General features: G+C 70.3%; 13 protein-coding genes. 4 read left to right on the top strand and 9 right to left on the bottom strand.

Annotation, left to right across the window (positions count from 1 at the left end; genetic code table 11):
* The first annotated feature begins 68 nt into the window (after positions 1–68).
* Entirely contained in the window at positions 69–2,051 is a 1,983-nt protein-coding gene (locus QM788_RS00925; protein ID WP_415659609.1) for a biotin carboxylase N-terminal domain-containing protein, read from the top strand.
* A 1-nt stretch (position 2,052) separates the two neighbouring features.
* Positions 2,053–2,961, top strand: a complete 909-nt coding sequence (locus QM788_RS00920; RefSeq protein WP_415659608.1) for a hydroxymethylglutaryl-CoA lyase — start codon at positions 2,053–2,055, stop codon at positions 2,959–2,961.
* 12 nt (positions 2,962–2,973) lie between these two features.
* Here the strand turns inward: QM788_RS00920 and QM788_RS00915 are convergent.
* The 7 genes from QM788_RS00915 to QM788_RS00885 all read right to left on the bottom strand — a co-directional run bounded on the left by QM788_RS00915 (position 2,974) and on the right by QM788_RS00885 (position 14,306).
* A protein-coding gene (locus QM788_RS00915; RefSeq protein ID WP_415659607.1) for an IS5 family transposase occupies positions 2,974–3,785 on the bottom strand; the annotation gives its coding sequence in 2 pieces (ribosomal slippage) (positions 2,974–3,455 and positions 3,455–3,785; 813 coding nt in all).
* 180 nt (positions 3,786–3,965) lie between these two features.
* Positions 3,966–5,183 carry a 6-phosphofructokinase gene (locus QM788_RS00910; protein ID WP_415659606.1) on the bottom strand — a complete coding sequence of 406 codons (1,218 nt, stop codon included), beginning with the start codon at positions 5,181–5,183 and terminating at the stop codon, positions 3,966–3,968.
* Positions 5,184–5,239: 56 nt separating this feature from the next.
* A complete protein-coding gene (locus QM788_RS00905; protein WP_415659605.1) occupies positions 5,240–8,806 on the bottom strand; it encodes a hypothetical protein in 3,567 nt (1,188 codons plus the stop codon).
* 183 nt (positions 8,807–8,989) lie between these two features.
* Positions 8,990–11,203, bottom strand: a complete 2,214-nt coding sequence (locus tag QM788_RS00900) for a putative bifunctional diguanylate cyclase/phosphodiesterase (protein WP_415659604.1) — start codon at positions 11,201–11,203, stop codon at positions 8,990–8,992.
* A 126-nt stretch (positions 11,204–11,329) separates the two neighbouring features.
* A complete protein-coding gene (locus tag QM788_RS00895) occupies positions 11,330–13,582 on the bottom strand; it encodes a YgiQ family radical SAM protein (RefSeq protein ID WP_415659603.1) in 2,253 nt (750 codons plus the stop codon).
* A 155-nt stretch (positions 13,583–13,737) separates the two neighbouring features.
* The gene (locus QM788_RS00890) at positions 13,738–13,944 is read right to left on the bottom strand and encodes a cold-shock protein (protein WP_199702093.1); all 207 of its coding nucleotides are present in this window, start codon (positions 13,942–13,944) and stop codon (positions 13,738–13,740) included.
* Positions 13,945–14,081: 137 nt separating this feature from the next.
* The gene (locus QM788_RS00885; RefSeq protein ID WP_415659602.1) at positions 14,082–14,306 is read right to left on the bottom strand and encodes a bacterioferritin-associated ferredoxin; all 225 of its coding nucleotides are present in this window, start codon (positions 14,304–14,306) and stop codon (positions 14,082–14,084) included.
* Positions 14,307–14,412: 106 nt separating this feature from the next.
* On the opposite strand from QM788_RS00885, the gene bfr reads away from it, so the two are divergent.
* Positions 14,413–14,883, top strand: coding sequence for a bacterioferritin (bfr, locus tag QM788_RS00880; RefSeq protein ID WP_415659601.1), 471 nt, complete (start codon positions 14,413–14,415; stop codon positions 14,881–14,883).
* Positions 14,884–14,929: 46 nt separating this feature from the next.
* Here bfr and QM788_RS00875 read toward each other — a convergent pair whose 3' ends face one another.
* A complete protein-coding gene (locus QM788_RS00875; RefSeq protein ID WP_415659600.1) occupies positions 14,930–15,403 on the bottom strand; it encodes a DUF1854 domain-containing protein in 474 nt (157 codons plus the stop codon).
* Positions 15,400–17,655, bottom strand: a complete 2,256-nt coding sequence (locus QM788_RS00870; protein WP_415659599.1) for an ABC transporter ATP-binding protein — start codon at positions 17,653–17,655, stop codon at positions 15,400–15,402. Before QM788_RS00870 ends, QM788_RS00875 begins: the two co-directional genes overlap by 4 nt.
* Before the next feature lie 96 nt (positions 17,656–17,751).
* On the opposite strand from QM788_RS00870, the gene cphA reads away from it, so the two are divergent.
* Positions 17,752–19,926 (top strand): cyanophycin synthetase, encoded by a 2,175-nt coding sequence (gene cphA, locus QM788_RS00865; protein WP_415659598.1) that lies wholly within the window; start codon positions 17,752–17,754, stop codon positions 19,924–19,926.
* Position 19,927: the final 1 nt, after the last annotated feature.

The raw sequence follows: 19,927 nt of genomic DNA, 5'->3' as shown, positions 1-19,927 counted from the left end.
CGACAGCCTACCGAGCCACGGCGCACCCCGATCCCGAATCCACAAGAAGACGGCTGAGGAGACTCCGAATGTTCAAGAAGATCCTGATCGCCAATCGCGGCGAGATCGCCTGCCGCGTCGCGGCCACTGCGAAGCGGCTCGGCATCCAGACCGTCGCCGTCTACTCCGAGGCCGATGCCGATGCGCAGCACGTCAAGGCCTGCGACGAAGCCGTCCACATCGGCGGCCCGGCGCCGCGCGACTCCTATCTGCAATGGGAGCGCATCCTCGACGCCGCCCGGCGCACCGGCGCGCAGGCCGTCCACCCGGGCTACGGCTTCCTGTCCGAGAACGAGGCGTTCGCGCAAGCCTGCGCCGAGGCCGGCGTCGTCTTCATCGGCCCGCCGCCGGGCGCCATCCTGGCCATGGGACTGAAGGCCGAATCCAAGCGACTGATGGAAGCGGCCGGCGTGCCGCTGGTGCCGGGCTACCACGGTGCCGACCAGGACCCGGCGCTGCTGAAACGCGAGGCCGACCGCATCGGCTACCCCGTGCTCATCAAGGCCAGCGCGGGCGGCGGCGGCAAGGGCATGCGCGCGGTCTACGCGGCCGGCGAGTTCGACGCGGCGCTGGCCTCGTGCAAGCGCGAGGCCAGCAACAGCTTCGGCGATGACGCGGTGCTGATCGAGCGCTACGTGCAGCGCCCGCGCCACATCGAGATCCAGGTGTTCGGCGACACGCAGGGCGATTGCGTCTACCTGTTCGAGCGCGACTGCTCCGTGCAGCGCCGCCACCAGAAGGTGCTGGAGGAAGCCCCCGCACCCGGCATGACGCCGGAGCGCCGCGCGCAGATGGGCGAGGCCGCCGTGGTCGCCGCCAAGGCGGTCGGTTATGTCGGCGCGGGCACGGTGGAGTTCATCGCCGAGCAGGACGGCCGCTTCTACTTCATGGAGATGAACACGCGGCTGCAGGTGGAGCACCCGGTCACCGAGGCGATCACTGGCCAGGATCTCGTGGAGTGGCAGTTGCGCGTCGCAGCCGGCCAGCCGCTGCCGCTGAAGCAGCACGAACTGCGCATGCACGGCCACGCCATCGAGGCCCGCATCTGCGCCGAGAACCCGGACGGCGGCTTCCTGCCCGCCACCGGGACGCTGGACGTGGCGCGCTGGCCGGCGCACGTGGCCTTCGAGCGCGGCCCGGTTCGGATTGATGCCGGCGTGCGCGAGGGCGACGCGATCAGCCCCTACTACGACTCGATGATCGCCAAGCTCATCGTCTGGGGCGAGGACCGCGCGCAGGCGCTGGCCCGGCTGGACGCGGCGCTGCGCGACACCCACATCGTCGGCCTGCACACCAATGTCGCCTTCCTGCGCCGCTGCGCAGCGACCGCCTCGTTCGCGGGCGCCGACCTCGACACCGGCCTCATCGAGCGCGAACGCGCCGCGCTGTTCGACCAGCCGAGCCTGCCGCTGTGCGTCGGCGCGGCCGCCGTCGTCGCCCACACGCTGGCCGTGGAAGCGGCAACGCAGGGCACCGACCCGTGGAGCGCCCGCGACGGCTGGCGGATGTTCGGCGCGGCCACGCGCCGTTTCGACCTGGCGCAGGGCGAGGCCCACCACGAGGTGCTGCTGTCCCGCCACCACCGCGGCGGCATGACGCTGACCGTCGCGGGCGAGGCCATCGAGTTCGCCGTGCAATCGAGCGACGCCGAGACGCACGAGCTCTTCCTCGACGCCGACCGCGTCCGTGTGAAGACCTATGCCCAGGGCGAGCGCATCGCCGTCTTCGCGCCCACCGGCTCGGCCGTCCTGACCGAGGTGGACCTGATCGCCCATGCCGGCGATAGCCCCGCCGAGGGCGGCCGGCTGACGGCGCCCATGCCCGGCAAGCTGATCGCCTTCCTCGCCCAACCCGGCGACGCCGTGACCCAGGGTCAGCCGCTGGCCGTCATGGAGGCGATGAAGATGGAGCACACCATCTCGGCGCCGCGCGACGGCAAGGTCGCCGAGCTGCTGTTCGCGGTGGGCGACCAAGTGGGCGATGGTGCCGAGTTGCTGAGGCTGGAGGGCTGACATGGCCACGCTGCCCTCGCACGTCAAGCTCCTCGACGTCGGCCCACGCGACGGCTTGCAGAACGAGAAGGAGAACGTCGCCACCGAGCACAAGGCGCAGCTCGTGGCGATGCTGCAGGACGCCGGGCTGACCGAGATCGAGGTCACCAGCTTCGTCAGCCCGAAGTGGGTGCCGCAGATGGGCGACAACGCGGCCGTGATGGCGGCGATCGAACGCAGGCCGGGCGTGCGCTACTCGGTGCTGGTGCCCAACCTGAAGGGGCTGGAGCCGGCGCTGGCAAGCAAGCCCGACGAGATCCTCGTCTTCACGGCGGCCAGCGAGGCCTTCACGCAGAAGAACATCAACTGCTCCATCGCCGAGAGCCTAGAGCGCTTCGCGCCGGTCGTCGCGGGCGCGCATGCGGCCGGCGTGAAGGTGCGCGCGGCGCTGTCCTGCGCGCTGGGCTGCCCCTACGAGGGCGACATCGGCCCCGGCCAGGTGGAGGCGGTCGTGAAGCCGCTGCGCGAACTGGGTGTGGATGCGATCGACATCGCCGACACCATCGGCGTCGGCACGCCGCGCAAGGTGCAGGCGGCGATGGAGCGGGCGCTGAAGCACTTCCCGCTCGCGGAGGTGTCCGGCCATTTCCACGACACCTATGGCCAGGCGCTGACCAACATCTACGCCTGCCTGGAACTCGGCCTGCACAGCTTCCACGCCAGCGTGGCGGGCCTGGGTGGCTGCCCCTATGCCAAGGGCGCGACCGGCAACGTGGCGACCGAGGACGTGGTATTCATGCTCGACGGCCTGGGCATCGACACCGGCGTGGACCTCGACCGGCTGGTGGATGCCGGCGCCTTCATCTCCGGCGTGCTGGGCCGCCCGCCGGCGTCGCGCGTCGCGCGGGCGCTGCTGGCCAGGCGCGGCTGAGCCTAAGAGCGGCTAACAAAACTGAATCAATGCTCGCACGCAGATGACGCTGCACGCCAGGGATAGCAAGGCCACATGGGTATGAACGCTTCGCTCGAAACGCACGCGCAGCTTGCCGAAGGCGGCCAGCCAAGCATGCGTGCGTTCGACGACCCAGCGATGGCACCCGAGTCGGTCGTTGCGCTCGATACCCCTGCGGGCGATCCGATCCTGGATGCCTCGGCGCTTGAGGTGCTCCCGACAGCGTGCAAAGTCGTAGCCCTTGTCCGCGTGCAGCTTGTCGGGCCAGCGGCGCGGCTTTCCACGCTTTCCTCGCACATCGGGCAAGGCATCGATCAACTGCTCGAAGACCACCGAGTCGTGGCGGTTGGCTCCGGTCACGCAGAACATCAGCGGGATGCCCTGGCGGTCCGTGATGATGTGACGTTTGCTGCCGAGTTTTCCTCTGTCCGTGGGGTTGGGGCCAGTGTGCGAGCCCCCCGGGGGCTGGGCACGCTGGCCCCGTCCAGGCTGGCTCGGCTGAAGTCCAGCCGCCCGGCGCTACGCAGTTCGGCCAACAACAGCATATGCAATTGGTGCCACACACCGGCATCCTGCCATTGGCGCAGTCGCCGCCAGCAGGTCATGCCACTGCCGAAGCCCAGTTCCTGGGGCAACTCTTCCCAGGGGATGCCGGTGCGCAGCACGAACAGGATGCCGTTCAGAGCCATCTCGTCGCTCACCCGTGGACGACCGCCCTTGACCGAGGGCACGAATACCGGCAGCAGTGGCTCAATCTTCTTGAACAGCGCCGCGCTGATTTCCTTGTTCTTGGTTCGACCCATGTACCGTCAAACGCACTTCAACCGCCTGACGATGACAGGGTTGTGTTAGCCGCTCTAAATCCGGCAGTTGACCGCTTGCCATTCATCGAAAGCGCTGATGTTTCAACACCTTGTCGCCCATGCGGAGATCAGCACTTCGGTGAGCACCGCTGCATGCCCAACTGCCGGATTTAGGCTGAATCAACCCCGGTTCAGCACCTTGGCCACCGGGTTCGGCCGCAGCCGGAACGCGTCCGGCAGGCGCGAGCCCAGCAGCGGGCGCAGGTACAGCCGGAAGGCGTCGGTCACGTCGGTGCCGCTGTCGTTGATGAAGTGGTCTTCCATCGTGCGCGTCTTGCCGGCCACGGCGGCCAGCGGCAGCAGCTCGTAGTCCACCGAGTAGTAGCCCACGCGCTTGATGGCCACCGAGCCGTCGCGGTCGCCGTGGAAGGCGTACTGCACGGCCTTCTCGCCGACCTCGCGGGCCTCGCGCGCGTCCATGTCGCTGACGCAGCCGAGGAAGCTGCGCTGCAGGTAGCCGAAGGTGTCGCCGCGCACGCGCTTGATGCCGAGCCTGCTCTTGATCTCCTCGCACAGCAGGTCGGCCAGCGCGCCGGTGCCGCTGAGCTGCACGTTGCCATGCGCGTCGCGCTCCAGGTCGCCGGCCAGGCGCGACAGCATCGGCGTGCCGGCCGCGTCGTGGATGCCCTCGCTGACGGCGATGACGCAGCGGCCGTAGCGCGCGTGCATGGCCTTCACGTCGCGCAGGAAGCGGTCGATGTCGAAGTCGCGCTCGGGCAGGTAGATCAGGTGCGGGCCGTCGTCGTCGAACTTCTTGCCCAAAGCGGCGGCCGCGGTCAGGAAGCCGGCGTGGCGGCCCATGACGACGCCGACATAGACGCCCGGCAGCGCCGCGTTGTCGAGGTTGGCGCCGGCAAAGGCCTGGGCGACGAAGCGCGCCGCGGACGCGTAGCCGGGCGTGTGGTCGTTGCCGACGAGATCGTTGTCGATGGTCTTGGGGATGTGGATGCAGCGCAGCGGGTAGCCCGCAGCAGCGGCCTCTTCCGAGACGATGCGCACGGTGTCCGACGAATCGTTGCCGCCGATGTAGAAGAAGTGCGTGATGCCGTGCGCCTGCAGCACGGTGAAGATCTCGTGGCAGTAGGCGGCATCGGGCTTGTCGCGCGTGGAGCCCAGCGCCGAGGCGGGGGTGCCGGCCACCAGTTCCAGGTTGTGGCTGGTCTCCTGCGCGAGGTCGACGAAGTCCTCGTTGACGATGCCACGCACGCCGTGGCGCGCGCCGTAGACGGCCGCCACGCCGGCCTGGCGGCGCGCCTCGAGCACGACGCCGACGAGGCTCTGGTTGATGACGGCGGTCGGGCCGCCGCCCTGGGCGACGAGGATCTTGGCGAGGCTCATGGACGCTCCTGGCAGGCAACGGGGCCGGCCAGTTTAGGCCCGCTGCCGGGGCCATCTCATTCGCCGATCTGGCCGGGGTTCAACGTAATGTGGATGTGGTCGTTGTGCACATCGTTGTTCAGCATCTTGGCGTTGGCGTAAGCGCCGGCGACGTTGAGCGTCTGTGTCTGCGGCGCCGTGTTCGGCAGGGTGACGGTGCGCGTGACCGCGCCGGTGCGCAGCAGCGTGTCACACCAGCCGCCCGCCATGCCGCCTGCGGCCTGGCCGCGGCAATGGATGACCTGCGACACCTCGGGCCGCGCGGCGATGGCGGTCAGGCCGTTGCGCGTGGCCTGCAGCCAGGCCGTCACGCGGTTCAGCGCGGCCGTCGCGGCTGCCGGCGGGTTCTGCACGCCGACCGTCTGGAAGGCCAGCACGATGCCGTCGCGCAGCGCCGTGTGGTTGGCCGCCCCACCGCCAGGCGCCGTCGTGACGCCAGGGAAGCGGTAGAAATGGAACATATCGATGTCGGTGCCGCGGGCGTGCGTCTGGTGAGAGAGGTTGCGGCCATGCTCGCCGGATACATCGTTGATCTCGCTCAGCAGCGCCGTATTGGTGGCCAGCCAGTTGTAGGTGCCGCGCGCCGCCCAGTCGTCGCCACCGGCGTCACGGGCGCCATAGCGTCCCAGGCCGTCGGGCATGCGCCACAGCGAGCGCTTGCCGCTGGCGTCCTTCTCGTCGCGGATGTCGCCGCCCTGGCTGTCCTTGCCCTTGACGACGAAGTGGTAGGTCAGGTCGCGCGTCGGCGGCGGCGTGCCGGCGATCGTGGAGGCCGGATTGGCGATGGTTCCGCGCACGCGCAGTTGCACGCTGGTGTCGGTTTCGCTGAGCACGGCGATGTCGGCCGAGCCCGGTGCCGCTTCCTGAACCACCGTCATCAGCGCGGCGCCGTTGGCGTCGCGCAGTTCCAGGCTGACGCCGGTCAGCGTCGCGCCGCTGGGCTTGGTGACGTCCAGCGTGAAGCTGCGTGCCAGCGTGTTGGTGGCGCCGCTGCGCGGGATGCTGTAGTAGCTGCCGTCGTTGGCCGTGTTCGCCGGCATCGCGCTGGGCGTGATCTTGTCGATGATGAGGGGTTCGGACGCCTCCAGCGTCGCGCTGGCCATCGTCGGCAACTGTTCATCGCCGATGTTGACGGCCGTCGCGCGCAGGATCAGCGTGGCGTCGGCCGCGGCGGTCAGCGCGGACACGTCAATGTCCTGTTTGATCTCGCCGGTCGAGCCGTTGCTCTGCCACACGGGCTCCTGGGACAACTGGGAGTTGATCTGGCGCGTGATGTCGAACAGCGTGCTGCCATCGCCACCCAGCACGGAAACGCTCCATACGTCGTTGTAGATGCTCTGCTGCAATACGTAATGGGGATATTCGGCGGTGTAGACCGTGTACTTCAGCGTGGCTTTCTTGAGGCCTTTCTTGACGCTGAGCTGCGCCGTGCTCTGCACGATCTGGTTCAGCGCCGCGGCGTTGGCGGACACCGACACCTGCGGCACCGGGTCGGCGGCGGCGGCCTTGCGCGGCGGCGGCAGCGGACGCGAGCGCGCGGCCAGTTCGGCACGGGTTTGCTGCTCGGCGACCGAGAAGATCGGCCGCTCGGCGCTGCCCGGCGCGGCCAGACCGTTCAGGCCCGGCTGGGACAGCGCACCCGGTGGCAGCGGGCCGACGGCGATCGGCGGCACGTTGTTCAGCACGTCCTGCGGGCCGCGCAGCGTCAGGCGGATCAGCGCGTTCGCGTTGATGGCGGCCGTGCCAACGCCGCCATAGACAATGCCGCCGGCGCTGGTGCTCGCGTTCAGGCTGAGGTTGCCGGCCGGCAGGTCGGGCAGCACCACGTAGCCACTGGCGTCGGACTGGGCGCTGAAGCGGATGTCGGTGTTCAGCACCTGGCCGGTCAGCCGCACGCCGGCCAGCGCCAGGGCGGGCTGCGACGGCGGTGCCTGCAGTTGGATGCGCACGCGGTAGTCGGCGATGTGGAAGACCGCCGTGCCGTCGAACACCTGGCCGCCGGCATCGTTGCCGTTGACGTTCAGCGCCAGCCGGCCGGCCTTGCCGGCCAGCGCCTGGAAGAAGGCCGCCGGCGTCGCGGACACGATGCCGTCGGCCTGCACGGCGAACAGGCTGGAGAGGTTGAACTGGTTGCCGGTGACGTCGGCCAGCGAGACCCAGTTCAAGCTGCCCAGCCGGATCGGCTGCTCGTCCTTCAGGAAACGCAGCGAGACGCGCGTCGCATGGCGCGGCAGCAGCAACTGCTGCACCTGGTCGAAGCGCAGCAGGCCTTCGCCGGCGATTTCCTTGCCGTCGTCCACGAGCACCTGCACGTTGCGCGGCTGGCCCGGCGACAGCGGCGGCAGCACCACGCTGCCGGCCGAACTGGGCGCCTGCTCGACGCCGACCAGCGTGGCCGTCGCAGGCGCCTGCAGCGTCAGCTTGCCGGTGGCGTCGGTGACGCCGCGCACGACGCCATCGACCCGCACCGTCCAGCCCGCACCCACGGCGGCGCCGGCCTGGTCGCCGTTGGGGCCGGCCGCATAGGCTGCACTGACGTTCAGCGTGACGGCCTGCGCAGCGGCCAGCCGCTCGCCCTGCACGCCGAAGGCGACCTGCGCGACGGCCTGGCCAATGTTGATCAGCTTGACGATGCCTGTCGTCGAGCCCCCCGGCGCGAGCGTGCCCGTGGGCAGCGGCAGCACGAGGTAGTCGGCGCCCGTCGCCGTCTTGCCGTAGCTGTTGTAGAGCGTGACGTTGGCGGGTGTGGCCGAGTCGAGCACCAGGCGCAGCGGGCCGAGCAGCGCGTCGGCGGAGGTATTGCGCACGGTGACCTGGGTGTCGTAGGTGTTGCTCGTGCGGTTCAGCACGAAACCGGAGCGCGTGATCTGCACGCTGGCGCCCAGGTCGGCCGCCGCGGCGATGCCCGCCCCGAGCGCCAGTGCCGCCGCCAGCGCCGCGCGCCGTGCGGCCGGGCGGCAGGCCAGGGCCAACGCGACCAGCGCCAGCAGGACCAGCGCGGCCGGCGACGGCTCGGGCACCGCATTGGCATCCACCGGCTCCGCCTGCCAGGCGATGGCCGGGCCGGCGACCTGGCCATACACCTGCAGTAGCCCGGCCCCGCTGCCGTCGATGACGAAGAGCAGCAGCGCGTTCGCGCCGGTGGGGTCGTCGGTCTCGATGAGCGACAGCCCCGTCACCGCATCCAGCAGGAACGCCGAGAACGCGTCGGCGAAGCCGACCGCGGCCGGCGCATGGGCGCTGGCGTCGAAGCGGAAGCTCAGCGTGTTGGCCTGGCCCAGCAGCAGCAGCGCCTCGTTGAAGAAGCTGGTGTCCTGCAACGCCAGCACCGAGCCCGGGCTGCCGCTGGCGCCGCCGGTCAGCGACTGCAGCGCCAGCGTGCCGTCGCTGGCATAGCCGAAGGTGGTGATCTGGTTGGACGGACCATCGCCGTCGATGAAGTCCAGCGCCAGCAGCGCCGACGGCCCCAGCGCAGCAAGCCCACTGGCCTGGAATTGCACGGGTGCCGCTCGCACGCCCGTCGAGAACGCGGCCAACGTGCAGGCGAACAGACACAACGCCATCAAGCGTCGGATGATTTGCATGGATGTCCTCCCATTGGGGTCGCCGAAGGTGCGGCAACGACACGCCACATCATCGGGCGGCCGACGCGCGCCGGCATCCCCGCTGGGCTAGGGATAGACTCCCGGAGTGCCGCTGGCGCGGCTGCGCCTCAACCGGCACGGAACAGCAGGCACATCGTGCGGCGGCCGGCCCGCAGCCGGTATTCAGCGCGTCATCCAGGCTTCGAGCTCGTCGGCTGGCAGCGGCTTGGCGAACAGCCAGCCCTGGCCTTCGCGGCAGCCCAGCGCCATCAGGTACTGGCGCTGCGCCTCGGTCTCGATGCCCTCGGCGATGACGGCCAGCCCGAGGCCGTGGCCGAGGTTGACGACCATCTGCGCGATGGTGGAGCCGGCCGACGAGGCCTGCGCCTCCTGCACGAAGGCGCGGTCGATCTTGAGGCGGTCCACGTGCAGCTGGCGCAGCTGGCTCAGGGACGAGAAGCCGGTGCCGAAGTCGTCGATGGCCACCGAGAAGCCCAGGTGCTTGATGTCGGCCAGCACGCGCTGCACCAGCTCGGCGTCCTCCATGGCCATGGACTCGGTGATCTCCAGCTCGATGTTCTGGCCGCTGACGCCGCAGTCCTCCAGCGCGCGGGCCAGCATGTCCAGGAAGCCCGGGTGGCGGAACTGCGCCATCGAGATGTTGACGGCCATGCGGAAATGGGCGTGACCCTGGGCCTGCAGCTTGCGGAGCTGGTGGCAGGCCGTGCGCATGACGAACTCGCCGATCGGGATGATCAGGCCGCTCTGCTCGGCCAGCGGGATGAACTGGTCAGGCGCGATGTAGTGGCCCTCGTCGGTGCGCCAGCGCAGCAGCGCCTCGGCGCCGATGACGCGGCGGCTCTCCAGGTCCACCTGCGGCTGGTAGACGACGAACAGCCGGCTCTCCTCGAAGCCGGTGCGCAGGCCCTTGAGCAGCTTGAAGCGCTCGCGCGCGTCGCTGCCCATCGCGGCGGAGAAGTACTGCGACGAGCCGCGCTGCCGCTGCTTGGCGCGCTTCAGCGCGATCTGCGCGTCCAGCAGCAGCTCGGAGCCGACGGCGGTGGACTCGCCCAGCCGCACCAGCCCGGTGGTGGCCGACAGCTGCAGCCGTTCGCCCGCGACGACGAAGGACTCGGCGAACACGGCCTGCACCCGCTCCGGGCAGACGGTGGCGTGCTCGCCCAGCACGCCGAAGGTGTCGGCGCCGACGCGGGCCATCGCGGTGTCCAGGCCCAGCATCTCGCTCATGCGCTGCACCACGGCCTGCAGCACCTGGTCGCCGAAGTGGTGGCCGAAGGCGTCGTTGATGTCGGAGAAGTCGTCGATGTCCACCAGCGCGAGCGTGACGCCCTGCGGGTCCTTCAGGTTCTTGTCGAGCAGCTCGACGAAGCGGTTGCGGTTGGGCAGGCGCAGCAGCGGGTCGTTGTAGGCCTGGTCCAGCAGCTGGCTGTACAGCACGACGTTCTCGAAACCGACGGCGATGTTGGAACAGAAGGCGCGCAGCAGCTGCTGGTCCAGCTCGTCGAGCTCGCGGCCCACGTCCACCAGCGCGGCCATCGCGCGGCCCTGGCCCATGCCGAAGTACAGGCAGGTGCCGTCGTCGTAGATGTTCTCCCGGCGGGCCAGGCAGCGCTCCAGGCGCTCGCGCACCGCGGCGATCTGCACCTGCGCCAGCGGCCGGTCGATCAGGCCGCTGTACTGGCCGGCGGCGGCGACGATGCGCACCTCGCCGCCCGTCTCGCCGCTGAGCTGCGCGCACACCAGGCCCTCCGGCAGGATGCCCAGCAGTGCGCACAGCTGCGTGACCACGCCTTCGGCGAAGCGCGAGAGGCCGCGCATGCGCGACAGCGCGGTGCTGCTCTCGACGATCATCTCCAGCCCGCGCCGGTTGGCCTCCAGCGCGCGGATCTGGCGGTAGGAGCGCACGGCCGCCGTCAGCACGGTGTACAGCCGCGTGCGGGTCAGCTCGGACTTGGTCTTGTAGTCGTTGATGTCATAGGCCTGCACCGTCTCGATCTCCGGCGCGTAGCCGGGCTGGCCGGTGCGCAGCACGATGCGCACGGCGTTCAGCCGCAGCTCGTCGCGGATGTGGTGCACGAGCTGCAGGCCGGCGTCCTCGCTCTCCATGACGACGTCCAGCAGCACGACGGCGAGGTCGCCCTCGCTGGCCAGCAGCTGGCGCGCCTGCGCGGCCGACGAGGCGTGCAGGAAGACCAGCGGCTGGCCCTCGACGGTGAGGCCCTGCATCGCCAGCTCGGTGGCCTTGTGGACGTCGCCGTCGTCATCGACGATGAGGACGCGCCAGGGCCGGTCGTGCGAGCAGCGTTCCGCGTCGCCGTGCTCGGGCTCGTCGAGCAGTTCCAGCAGGTCGTCGTCCGCGGCAGGCAGTTCTTGCATGGGAGGAAGGGCTCCAGGCACAGGCGGCCTGCGCGGTGGCCGCCCTCGTCGGTCAGGAGGCGCAAGCGTAGTGCATCCTCAGGCCCGTCATCACGAAAAGCGCGGGCAAATGTCCCGCTCTGCGTGTCAACGCTTACCGGGTTTGCCCGGACGCGGGCCGCCGCTGCGCGCCGCGCCGGTCACGCGCGGCGGCAGGCCGGTGTGCGCGGTCAGCAGCTGGCCCTTGCGCGGCGTGGCGGGCTTCGCGGGCGCGGCCGTCGAGTTCTTGCGGCGCGCGCTGTCGTAGCTGCCGTCGGTGAGCGGCTGGTAGCTGGGGATCAGGTGGTGCCGGCCGTTGCCGATCAGGTCGGCGCGGCCCATGGCCTTGAGCGCCTCGCGCAGCAGCGGCCAGTTGTTCGCGTCGTGGTAGCGCAGGAAGGCCTTGTGCAGCCGGCGGCGGCGCTCGCCGCGCACGATGTCCACGCGCTCGCCGCGCGCCTCGTCGCGGCTGATGCCCTTCAGCGGGTTGAGCCCCGAGTGGTACATCGCCGTCGCGGTCGCCATCGGGCTCGGGTAGAAGGTCTGCACCTGGTCGGCGCGGAAGCCGTTGCGCTTGAGCCAGACGGCGAGGTTCATCATGTCCTCGTCGCGGGTGCCGGGGTGGGCGGCGATGAAGTAGGGGATCAGGTACTGCTTCTTGCCGGCCGCGGCGCTGGCGGCCTCGAACATCTGCTTGAAGCGGTCGTAGGTGCCGATGCCCGGCTTCATCATCTTGGACAGCGGGCCGGCCTCGGTGTGCTCGGGCGCGATCTTCAGGTAGCCGCCGACGTGGTGGGTGACCAGCTCCTTCACGTACTCGGGCGACTGCACGGCCAGGTCGTAGCGCAGGCCGGAGCCGATCAGGATCTTCTTGACGCCCGGCAGCGCGCGGGCACGGCGGTACATCCTGATCAGCGGGTCATGGCTGGTGTTCAGGTTCGGGCAGATGCCCGGGTAGACGCAGCTGGGCTTGCGGCAGGCGGCCTCGATCTCGGGGCTCTTGCAGCCGATGCGGTACATGTTGGCCGTCGGGCCGCCGAGGTCCGACACGATGCCGGTGAAGCCCTTGACCTTGTCGCGCATCTCCTCGATCTCGCGGATCACGGAGTCCTCCGAGCGGCTCTGGATGATGCGGCCCTCGTGCTCGGTGATCGAGCAGAAGGTGCAGCCGCCGAAGCAGCCGCGCATGATGTTGACGCTGAAGCGGATCATTTCCCACGCGGGGATCTTGGTCGCGCCGTCGTGGCCGCCGTGCTCGTCCGCATAGCTGGGGTGCGGGCTGCGCGCATAGGGCAGGTCGAAGACGTGGTCCATCTCCGGCGTGCTCAGCGGCAGCGGCGGCGGGTTGATCCAGAGGTCGCGCTCGCCGTGGCGCTGCACCAGCGCGCGCGCGTTGCCGGGGTTGGTCTCCAGGTGCAGAACGCGGTTGGCATGGGCGTAGAGCACCGGGTCGCTCTTGACCACCTCGTAGGCCGGCAGGCGCACGACGGTGCGCTCGCGCGGCGGCATCGTGATGCGGCCGGTCTTGTGGATCCTGATGGGCTGGGGCGCGTCCGGCTCGGTGGCGCAGGCGTCCTGCTTGATCTCCTGGTAGGGGCTGATCAGCTCGTCGATGCGGCCGGGGCGGTCCACCTCGGTGGAGTCCAGCTCGAACCAGCCCTCGGCCGTCGGGTCGCCCGTGCGGCGCATGAAGGCGGTGCCGCGCACGTCGGTCAGCGCCTCGATGGGCTCGCGGCGCGCGAGGCGGTGCGCGATCTCGATGATGGCGCGCTCGGCGTTGCCGTAGCACAGCAGGTCGGCCTTGCTGTCCACGAGCACGGAGCGGCGCACCTTGTCCTGCCAGTAGTCGTAGTGGGCGATGCGGCGCAGCGAGGCCTCGATGCCGCCGATGACGACCGGCACGTCCTTGAAGGCCTCCTGGCAGCGCTGCGTGTAGACCAGCGTCGCGCGGTCGGGGCGGCGGCCGCCCTGGCCGCCGGGCGTGTAGGCGTCGTCGCTGCGGATTTTCCGATCGGCCGTGTAGCGGTTGATCATCGAATCCATGTTGCCGGCCGCGACGCCGAAGAACAGGTTGGGCTTGCCAAGCGCCTTGAAGGCGTCGGCGCTCTGCCAGTCGGGCTGCGCGATGATGCCGACGCGGAAGCCCTGCGCCTCCAGCGTGCGGCCGATGACGGCCATGCCGAAGCTGGGGTGGTCGACGTAGGCGTCGCCGGTGACGATGACGATGTCGCAGGAATCCCAGCCGAGCTGCTCCATCTCCTGCCGGCTCATCGGCAGGAAGGGCGCGGGGCCGAAGCGCTTGGCCCAGAACGGGCGGTAGGCGGTCAGCGCCTTCGGCGGCGTGGCGGGCAGTGCGGACATGTCGGTGGCGCCGGGCCGCCCCGCGCTCGCGGTCCGGAGACCGGGGGCGAAGCAGGCCCGGAGGGCTGGTTCGAGGCGGTGGATTGTCGTGGCGACGGCCCAGAAAGCACAAAGCCCGCTCGAAGAGCGGGCCGTGGCGCCGGGCCGGGCGCGGTTTACAGCGCGCGGATGTTCGCGGCCTGCAGGCCCTTGGGGCCCTGCTTCACTTCGAACTCGACCTGCGCGCCTTCGGCCAGCGTGCGGAAGCCGCCGTTGTTCTTGATTTCGCTGTGGTGGGCGAACAGGTCCTTGCCGCCGTCGGCGGGCGTGATGAAGCCGAAGCCCTTGCCGTCGTCAAACCACTTGACGATGCCGGATTGCATGGTGCTCATGAAAAATTTCCTTGGTGTCGTTGGATCAAATTCGCCTTCAGCCCGAGCGGCTGCGGCAAAACACAACACTCAAGATCAGACAGAGACCCGGCCAGCGGGCGCCGACCGGAACGTGGGATTGTAGCCGCTCAGGCGGCCATCATCGCCTGGGGCACGATGGCGATGCTGCGGACATGGGTTCCGCCGCCCTGCACGCGGCTTTCCTCGAAGACGGCGCAGGCGCAGTCGTGGCAGGCGCCGCAGGCCGTCGCCACGCGCAAATCGTCCTGCAGCGCCTCGAAATTCGGGCAGCCGCTGGAGGCGGCGATCGCAATGTCACGGTCGGAGACGCGGTGGCAGACGCAGACAATCATGGGCGGCAGTCTAATGCGAATCGCTCTCATTTGCAAAAAGAGCGGTTTTGCTGAGGGGCATTCCCTGGGGATACTGCGGGCCGATTTCACGTTCCGGAGCTCCCCCATGAAAGGCGACACCCAAGTCATCGCCCACCTCAACGCCCAGCTGAAGCTGGAGCTGACCGCCATCAACCAGTACTTCCTGCATGCCCGCATGCTGAAGAACTGGGGCCTGATGAAGATGGCCAAGCACGAGTACGAGGAGTCCATCGAGGAGATGAAGCACGCCGACCAGCTGATCGAGCGCGTGCTGACGCTGGAGGGCCTGCCCAACCTGCAGGACCTGGGCAAGCTCTACATCGGCGAGGACGCCGTGGAGACCATGCGCTGCGACCTCGTCATCGAACGCGCCTCGCACGTGCACCTGAAGGAAGCCGTCGCCTACTGCGAGCAGGTGCGCGACTACGTGTCCCGCGATCTGTTCGTGAAGATCCTGGACGACACCGAGGAGCACATCGACCACCTCGAAACCCAGCTGGAGCTGGTCGGCAAGGTCGGCGAGCAGAACTACCTGCAGTCGCAGATGGGCGAATAAGCCCCTCTGCACGCATCGCGCGCCCCTCGAGGGCGCGCGATGCTTTTCACAGGAACCGCTCCAGCAGCCGCTTGGAGTGCCTGTCCAGCGCCCAGCGGTCGGGCAGCTGCAGCTGCAGGCCGTGGCTGGAGGTGATCAGCAGCCGGCCCTCGTCCAGCCGGCGGATGTCTTCCTCGCTCTTCAGCACGAAGTCGACCTCGCCGCGGTCGGTCTCGACGCGCCAGGTGCTGGGCGTCGCGAAGGTGCTCACCGAGACCAGCCGCTTCAGCACCGGGTGGAACTCGCGCGCGGCCAGCTCCGCCTCCAGCAGCCGGCGCGGGCCCTCGGGCAGCGTGGACAGGCGCGGCACCCAGGCCAGCTCGTGGCCGTGCGTGCCGACCAGCGACACGCCTTCGTCGGGCGCCGAGAGCGGGTGGGCGCGCACCGGCGTGACGCCCACGTGGGCCACGCCGTCCAGGTCGGTCAGCACCAGCCGGCCGTGGCCGTCCAGCTGCAGGTCGCGCAAGGGCAGGCTGTTCATGCGTTCTCCGTGTGGGCGCTGGGGTTGGGCGCCACCACCAGCAGGCCGCCATCGTCGGCGGCCTCGGCATCGACGCGCCGCGCCTGCGCCTCCCACAGCCGCCAGTAGTGGCCCTGCAGCGCGATCAGCTCGTCGTGCGGCCCGAGTTCGACGATCTCGCCGCGGTCCATCACCACCAGGCGGTCGGCCTTGCGCAGCGTCGAGAGCCGGTGCGCGATGGCGATGGTCGTGCGGCCCTTCACGAGGTTGTCCAGCGCGCGCTGGATCTCCTTCTCGGTCTCGGTGTCCACCGCCGAGGTCGCCTCGTCGAGGATCAGGATGGCCGGGTCGATCAGCAGCGCGCGGGCGATGCTGATGCGCTGGCGCTCGCCGCCCGACAGGCCCTGGCCGCGCTCGCCCACCAGGCTGTCGTAGCCGTGCGGCAGGCGCAGGATGAACTCGTGCGCATGCGCGGCGCGCGCGGCGGCGACGATCTCGTCCCGTGTCGCATCCGGCTTGCCGTAGGCGATGTTCTCGGCGATGGTGCCGAAGAACAAAAAGGGCTCCTGCAGCACCAGGCCGATGTGGCGCCGGTAGTCGGCCACCCTGACGCGGCGCAGGTCCACGCCGTCCACCTTGATGGCGCCCTCGGTCACGTCGTAGAAGCGGCAGATCAGGTTCACCAGCGTGCTCTTGCCCGAGCCGCTGTGGCCCACCAGGCCCACCATCTCGCCGGGGCGGATGTCCAGGTTCAGCGAGCGGATCACCGAGCGCGAGCCGTAGCGGAAGTTCACGCCCTGCAGCGAGATCGCGCCGGTGGCGCGCTCGAGCGGCTGCGGGTTGACCGGGTCGGGCACGTTGGAGACGTGGTCCAGGATGTCGAAGATGCGCTTGGCGCCGGCCGCGGCCTTCTGCGTGACGGAGACGATGCGGCTCATCGAGTCCAGCCGCGCGTAGAAGCGGCCGATGTAGGCGAGGAAGGCCGTCAGCACGCCCACCGTGATGCTCTGGTGCGCGATCAGCCAGATGCCGATGCCCCACACCACCAGCAGGCCCATCTCGGTCAGCAGCGCGACGGTGGGGGTGAACAGGCTCCAGGTCTTGTTCAGCCGGTCGTTGACCAGCAGGTTCTTCGCGTTCGCCTCCTTGAAGCGGCGCGCCTCGCGGGCCTCCTGCGCGAAGGCCTTGACGACGCGGATGCCGGGGATGGTGTCGGCCAGCACGTTGGTGATCTCGCCCCAGACGCGGTCGATCTTCTCGAAGCCGGTGCGCAGCCGGTCGCGCACCAGGTGGATCAGCCAGGCGATGAAGGGCAGCGGCACCAGCGTGGCCAGCGCCAGGCCGGGATGGATGCTGAACAGGATGACGGCCGTCATGCCCAGCATCAGCACGTCGGTGATGAAGTCCAGCGCATGCAGGCTCAGGAACACGCTGATGCGGTCGGTCTCGGAGCCGATGCGCGCCATCAGGTCGCCGGTGCGCTTGTTGCCGAAGTACTCCAGCGACAGGCTCAGCAGGTGCTCGAAGGTGGCCGTCCGCAAATCGGCGGCGATGCGCTCCGACACCAGCGACAGCAGATAGGTCTTGGCCCAGCCCAGCAGCCACGAGCACAGCGCCGCGCCCAGCAGCCCGCCCAGCAGCAGCGTGACGAGGTGGGGGTCGATGGCCTGGCCGTTCTGGAACGGGATCAGCACCTGGTCCATCAGCGGCATGGTCAGGTAGGGCGACACCAGCGTCGCGCCGGTCGCGCCCAGCATCAGCGCGAAGCCGAGCAGCAGCTGGCCCTGGTAGGGCCGCGCGAAGCGCCACAGCCGCAGCAGCACCCAGGTGCTGGGCGGCGCGCCGGCCTCGCCGAAGTCGAACGCCGCGTCCTCGCCCTCATCCTCGTGCGGCTGCGGCGCCGCGCCCGACAGCCGCTGCAGCTCGCGCTCGAAGGCGTCCACCAGCCGCACGGCCGCCGGGTTGCCGGCCAGCGTGAAGCGCCAGCGCGCCAGGCGGCGGCGGGCGTCGAACAGCTCCAGGAAGGCCAGGCCGCCGTGGTCGCTGAGCCTGAGGCTCTGGCCCGGGGCCAGCGCATGCGCGGTCCAGGCGCCGGTGGCCGGCTCGAAGGCCAGCAGGCGCTGCGTCGTCAGCGCGACGAGGCCGTCGGCGAAGCGGCCGTGCGCGTCCAGGTCAACCGCCAGCAGGGCCACCGCGTTCTCGCCAGCCTGCAGCTGCCCGTCGAGGGCGGCTGCGCGGGGATGGGGCGCTGCGTCGGAAGAAGGGGCTTGCATGGGGTTCCTGGCACTTGCGGACGGCCGGAATTCTCCGCCATAGCTTCAGCGCACAATGCCCCGCGCCCCGTACAACCCCCTCACCCGCCACGCTCCATGAGCCAGATGAACGACATCCGCCTGCTGCGCATCAACTACCTGCGCGGGCCCAATATGTGGACCTACCGGCCGGTGCTGGAGGTGTGGCTGGACCTGGGCGAGCTGGAGGACCACCCCTCCCACCTGCTGCCCGGCTTCAACGACCGGCTCATCGCCGCGCTGCCCGCGCTGGTGGAGCACCACTGCGGCGTCGGCGAGCGCGGCGGCTTCATCGAGCGGCTGCGCGGCGGCACCTGGATGGGCCATGTGCTGGAGCACATCGTCATCGAGCTGCTGAACCAGGCCGGCATGCCCACCGGCTTCGGCCAGACGCGCAGCACCAGCCGGCGCGGCGTCTACCGCATGGTGTTCCGCGCGCGGGACGAGCAGGTCGCCCGCGCCGCGCTGGCCGAGGGCCATGCGCTCATCATGGCCATGATCAACGACCGGCCCTTCGACGTCGCCGCGGCCACGGCCCGCCTGCGCGACAAGCTGGACGACTGCTACCTGGGCCCGTCCACCGCGGCCATCGTCGCCGCCGCGACCGACCGCCGCATCCCGCACATCCGCCTGAACGACGGCAACCTGGTGCAGCTGGGCCACGGCGCGCGCCAGCGCCGCATCTGGACGGCCGAGACCGACATGACCAGCGCCATCGCCGAGGGCATCGCCGGCGACAAGGACCTGACCAAGACGCTGCTGAAGGCCGTCGGCGTGCCCGTGCCCGAGGGCCGCGAGGCCAAGACCGCCGCCGAGGCCTGGGAGGCCGCGCAGGACATCGGCCTGCCGGTCGTCGTCAAGCCCAGCGACGGCAACCACGGCCGCGGCGTCACGCTGGACATCGCCAGCGAGGCCGACTGCCACGCCGCCTTCCAGCTGGCCGACGCCGAGGGCTCGGCCGTGCTGGTGGAGCGCTACATCCGCGGCAATGAGCACCGCGTGCTGGTGGTGGGCGGCCGGGTCGTCGCCGCCGCGCGCGGCGAGGCGGCCTGGGTACACGGCGACGGCCAGCACACCGTGGCCGAGCTGGTCGACCTGCAGATCAACACCGACCCGCGCCGCGGCCTGACGGAAGACTTCCCGCTGAACCGCATCACGCTCGGCGAAGACCCGGTCGTGCTGCTGGACCTGCAGCGCCAGGGCTTCGCGCCCGACGGCGTGCCGCCGGCCGGCAAGGCGGTGCTGATCCAGCGCAACGGCAACGTCGCCATCGACTGCACGCCCGACGTCCACCCCGAGGTCGCGCACGCCGTGTCGCTGGCCGCGCGCACCGTGGGGCTGGACATCGCGGGCGTGGACCTCGTCACCGAAGACATCGCCCGGCCGCTGGCCGAGACCGGCGGCGCCATCGTCGAGGTGAACGCCGGCCCGGGGCTGCTGATGCACCTGAAGCCGGCCGGCGGCGCGCCGCAGCCGGTGGGCCAGGCCATCATCGACCACCTGTTCGCCGAGGACGAGACCGGCCGCATCCCCATCGTCGGCGTGGCCGGCTCGCGCGGCGGGCGCATCGTCGCGCGCCTGGTCGCCTGGCTGCTGCACCTGAACGGCCGCCACGTCGGCCTGGCCTGCCGCGACGGGCTGTTCCTCGGCACCCGCCGCGTCGAGAAGCGCGACAGCGCCCGCTGGGACGCCGCTCACCGCCTGCTGATGAACCGCGGCGTCAACGCCGTCGTCGTCGAGAACGACGCCGCCGCCATCCTGCGCGACGGCCTGGCCTACGACCGCGCCGCCGTCGGCGTCGTCACCGACCTGGACGGCATCGAGGCCCTGGCCGACTTCGACGTGCACGACACCGACCAGCTCTACAAGGTGCTGCGCACCCAGGTCGACGTGGTGCTGGGCGACGGCGCCAGCGTGCTGCACGCGGCCCATCCGCGCCTGGTGGACATGGCCGGGCTGAGCGACGGCGAGGTCGTCCTCTACGCCGAGGACGGCGCGCTGGACGCGCTGCGCCAGCACCGCGACCGCGGCGGCCGCGCGGTGTTCCTGCGCGGCGGCGCGGCCGTGCTCGCGCGGGGCCCGGCCGAGACGCCCGGCGCCAACATCGACGCGCTGCTGCACCGCTTCGGCGCCACGCCGGTGGACGCCCCCACGCTGCTGGCCGCCGTCGCCGCGGCCTGGGCGCTGGGCATCTCGCCCGAGCTGATCGCCGCCGGCCTGGACACCTTCGTCCCCGACCTCCACCTGGCCTGAC

The organism is Roseateles sp., assembly GCF_047654785.1.
Lineage (GTDB): Bacteria > Pseudomonadota > Gammaproteobacteria > Burkholderiales > Burkholderiaceae_C > Pelomonas.
The sequence above is the reverse complement of the archived record's forward strand: the minus strand, read 5'-3'. Positions and strand labels throughout refer to the sequence as shown.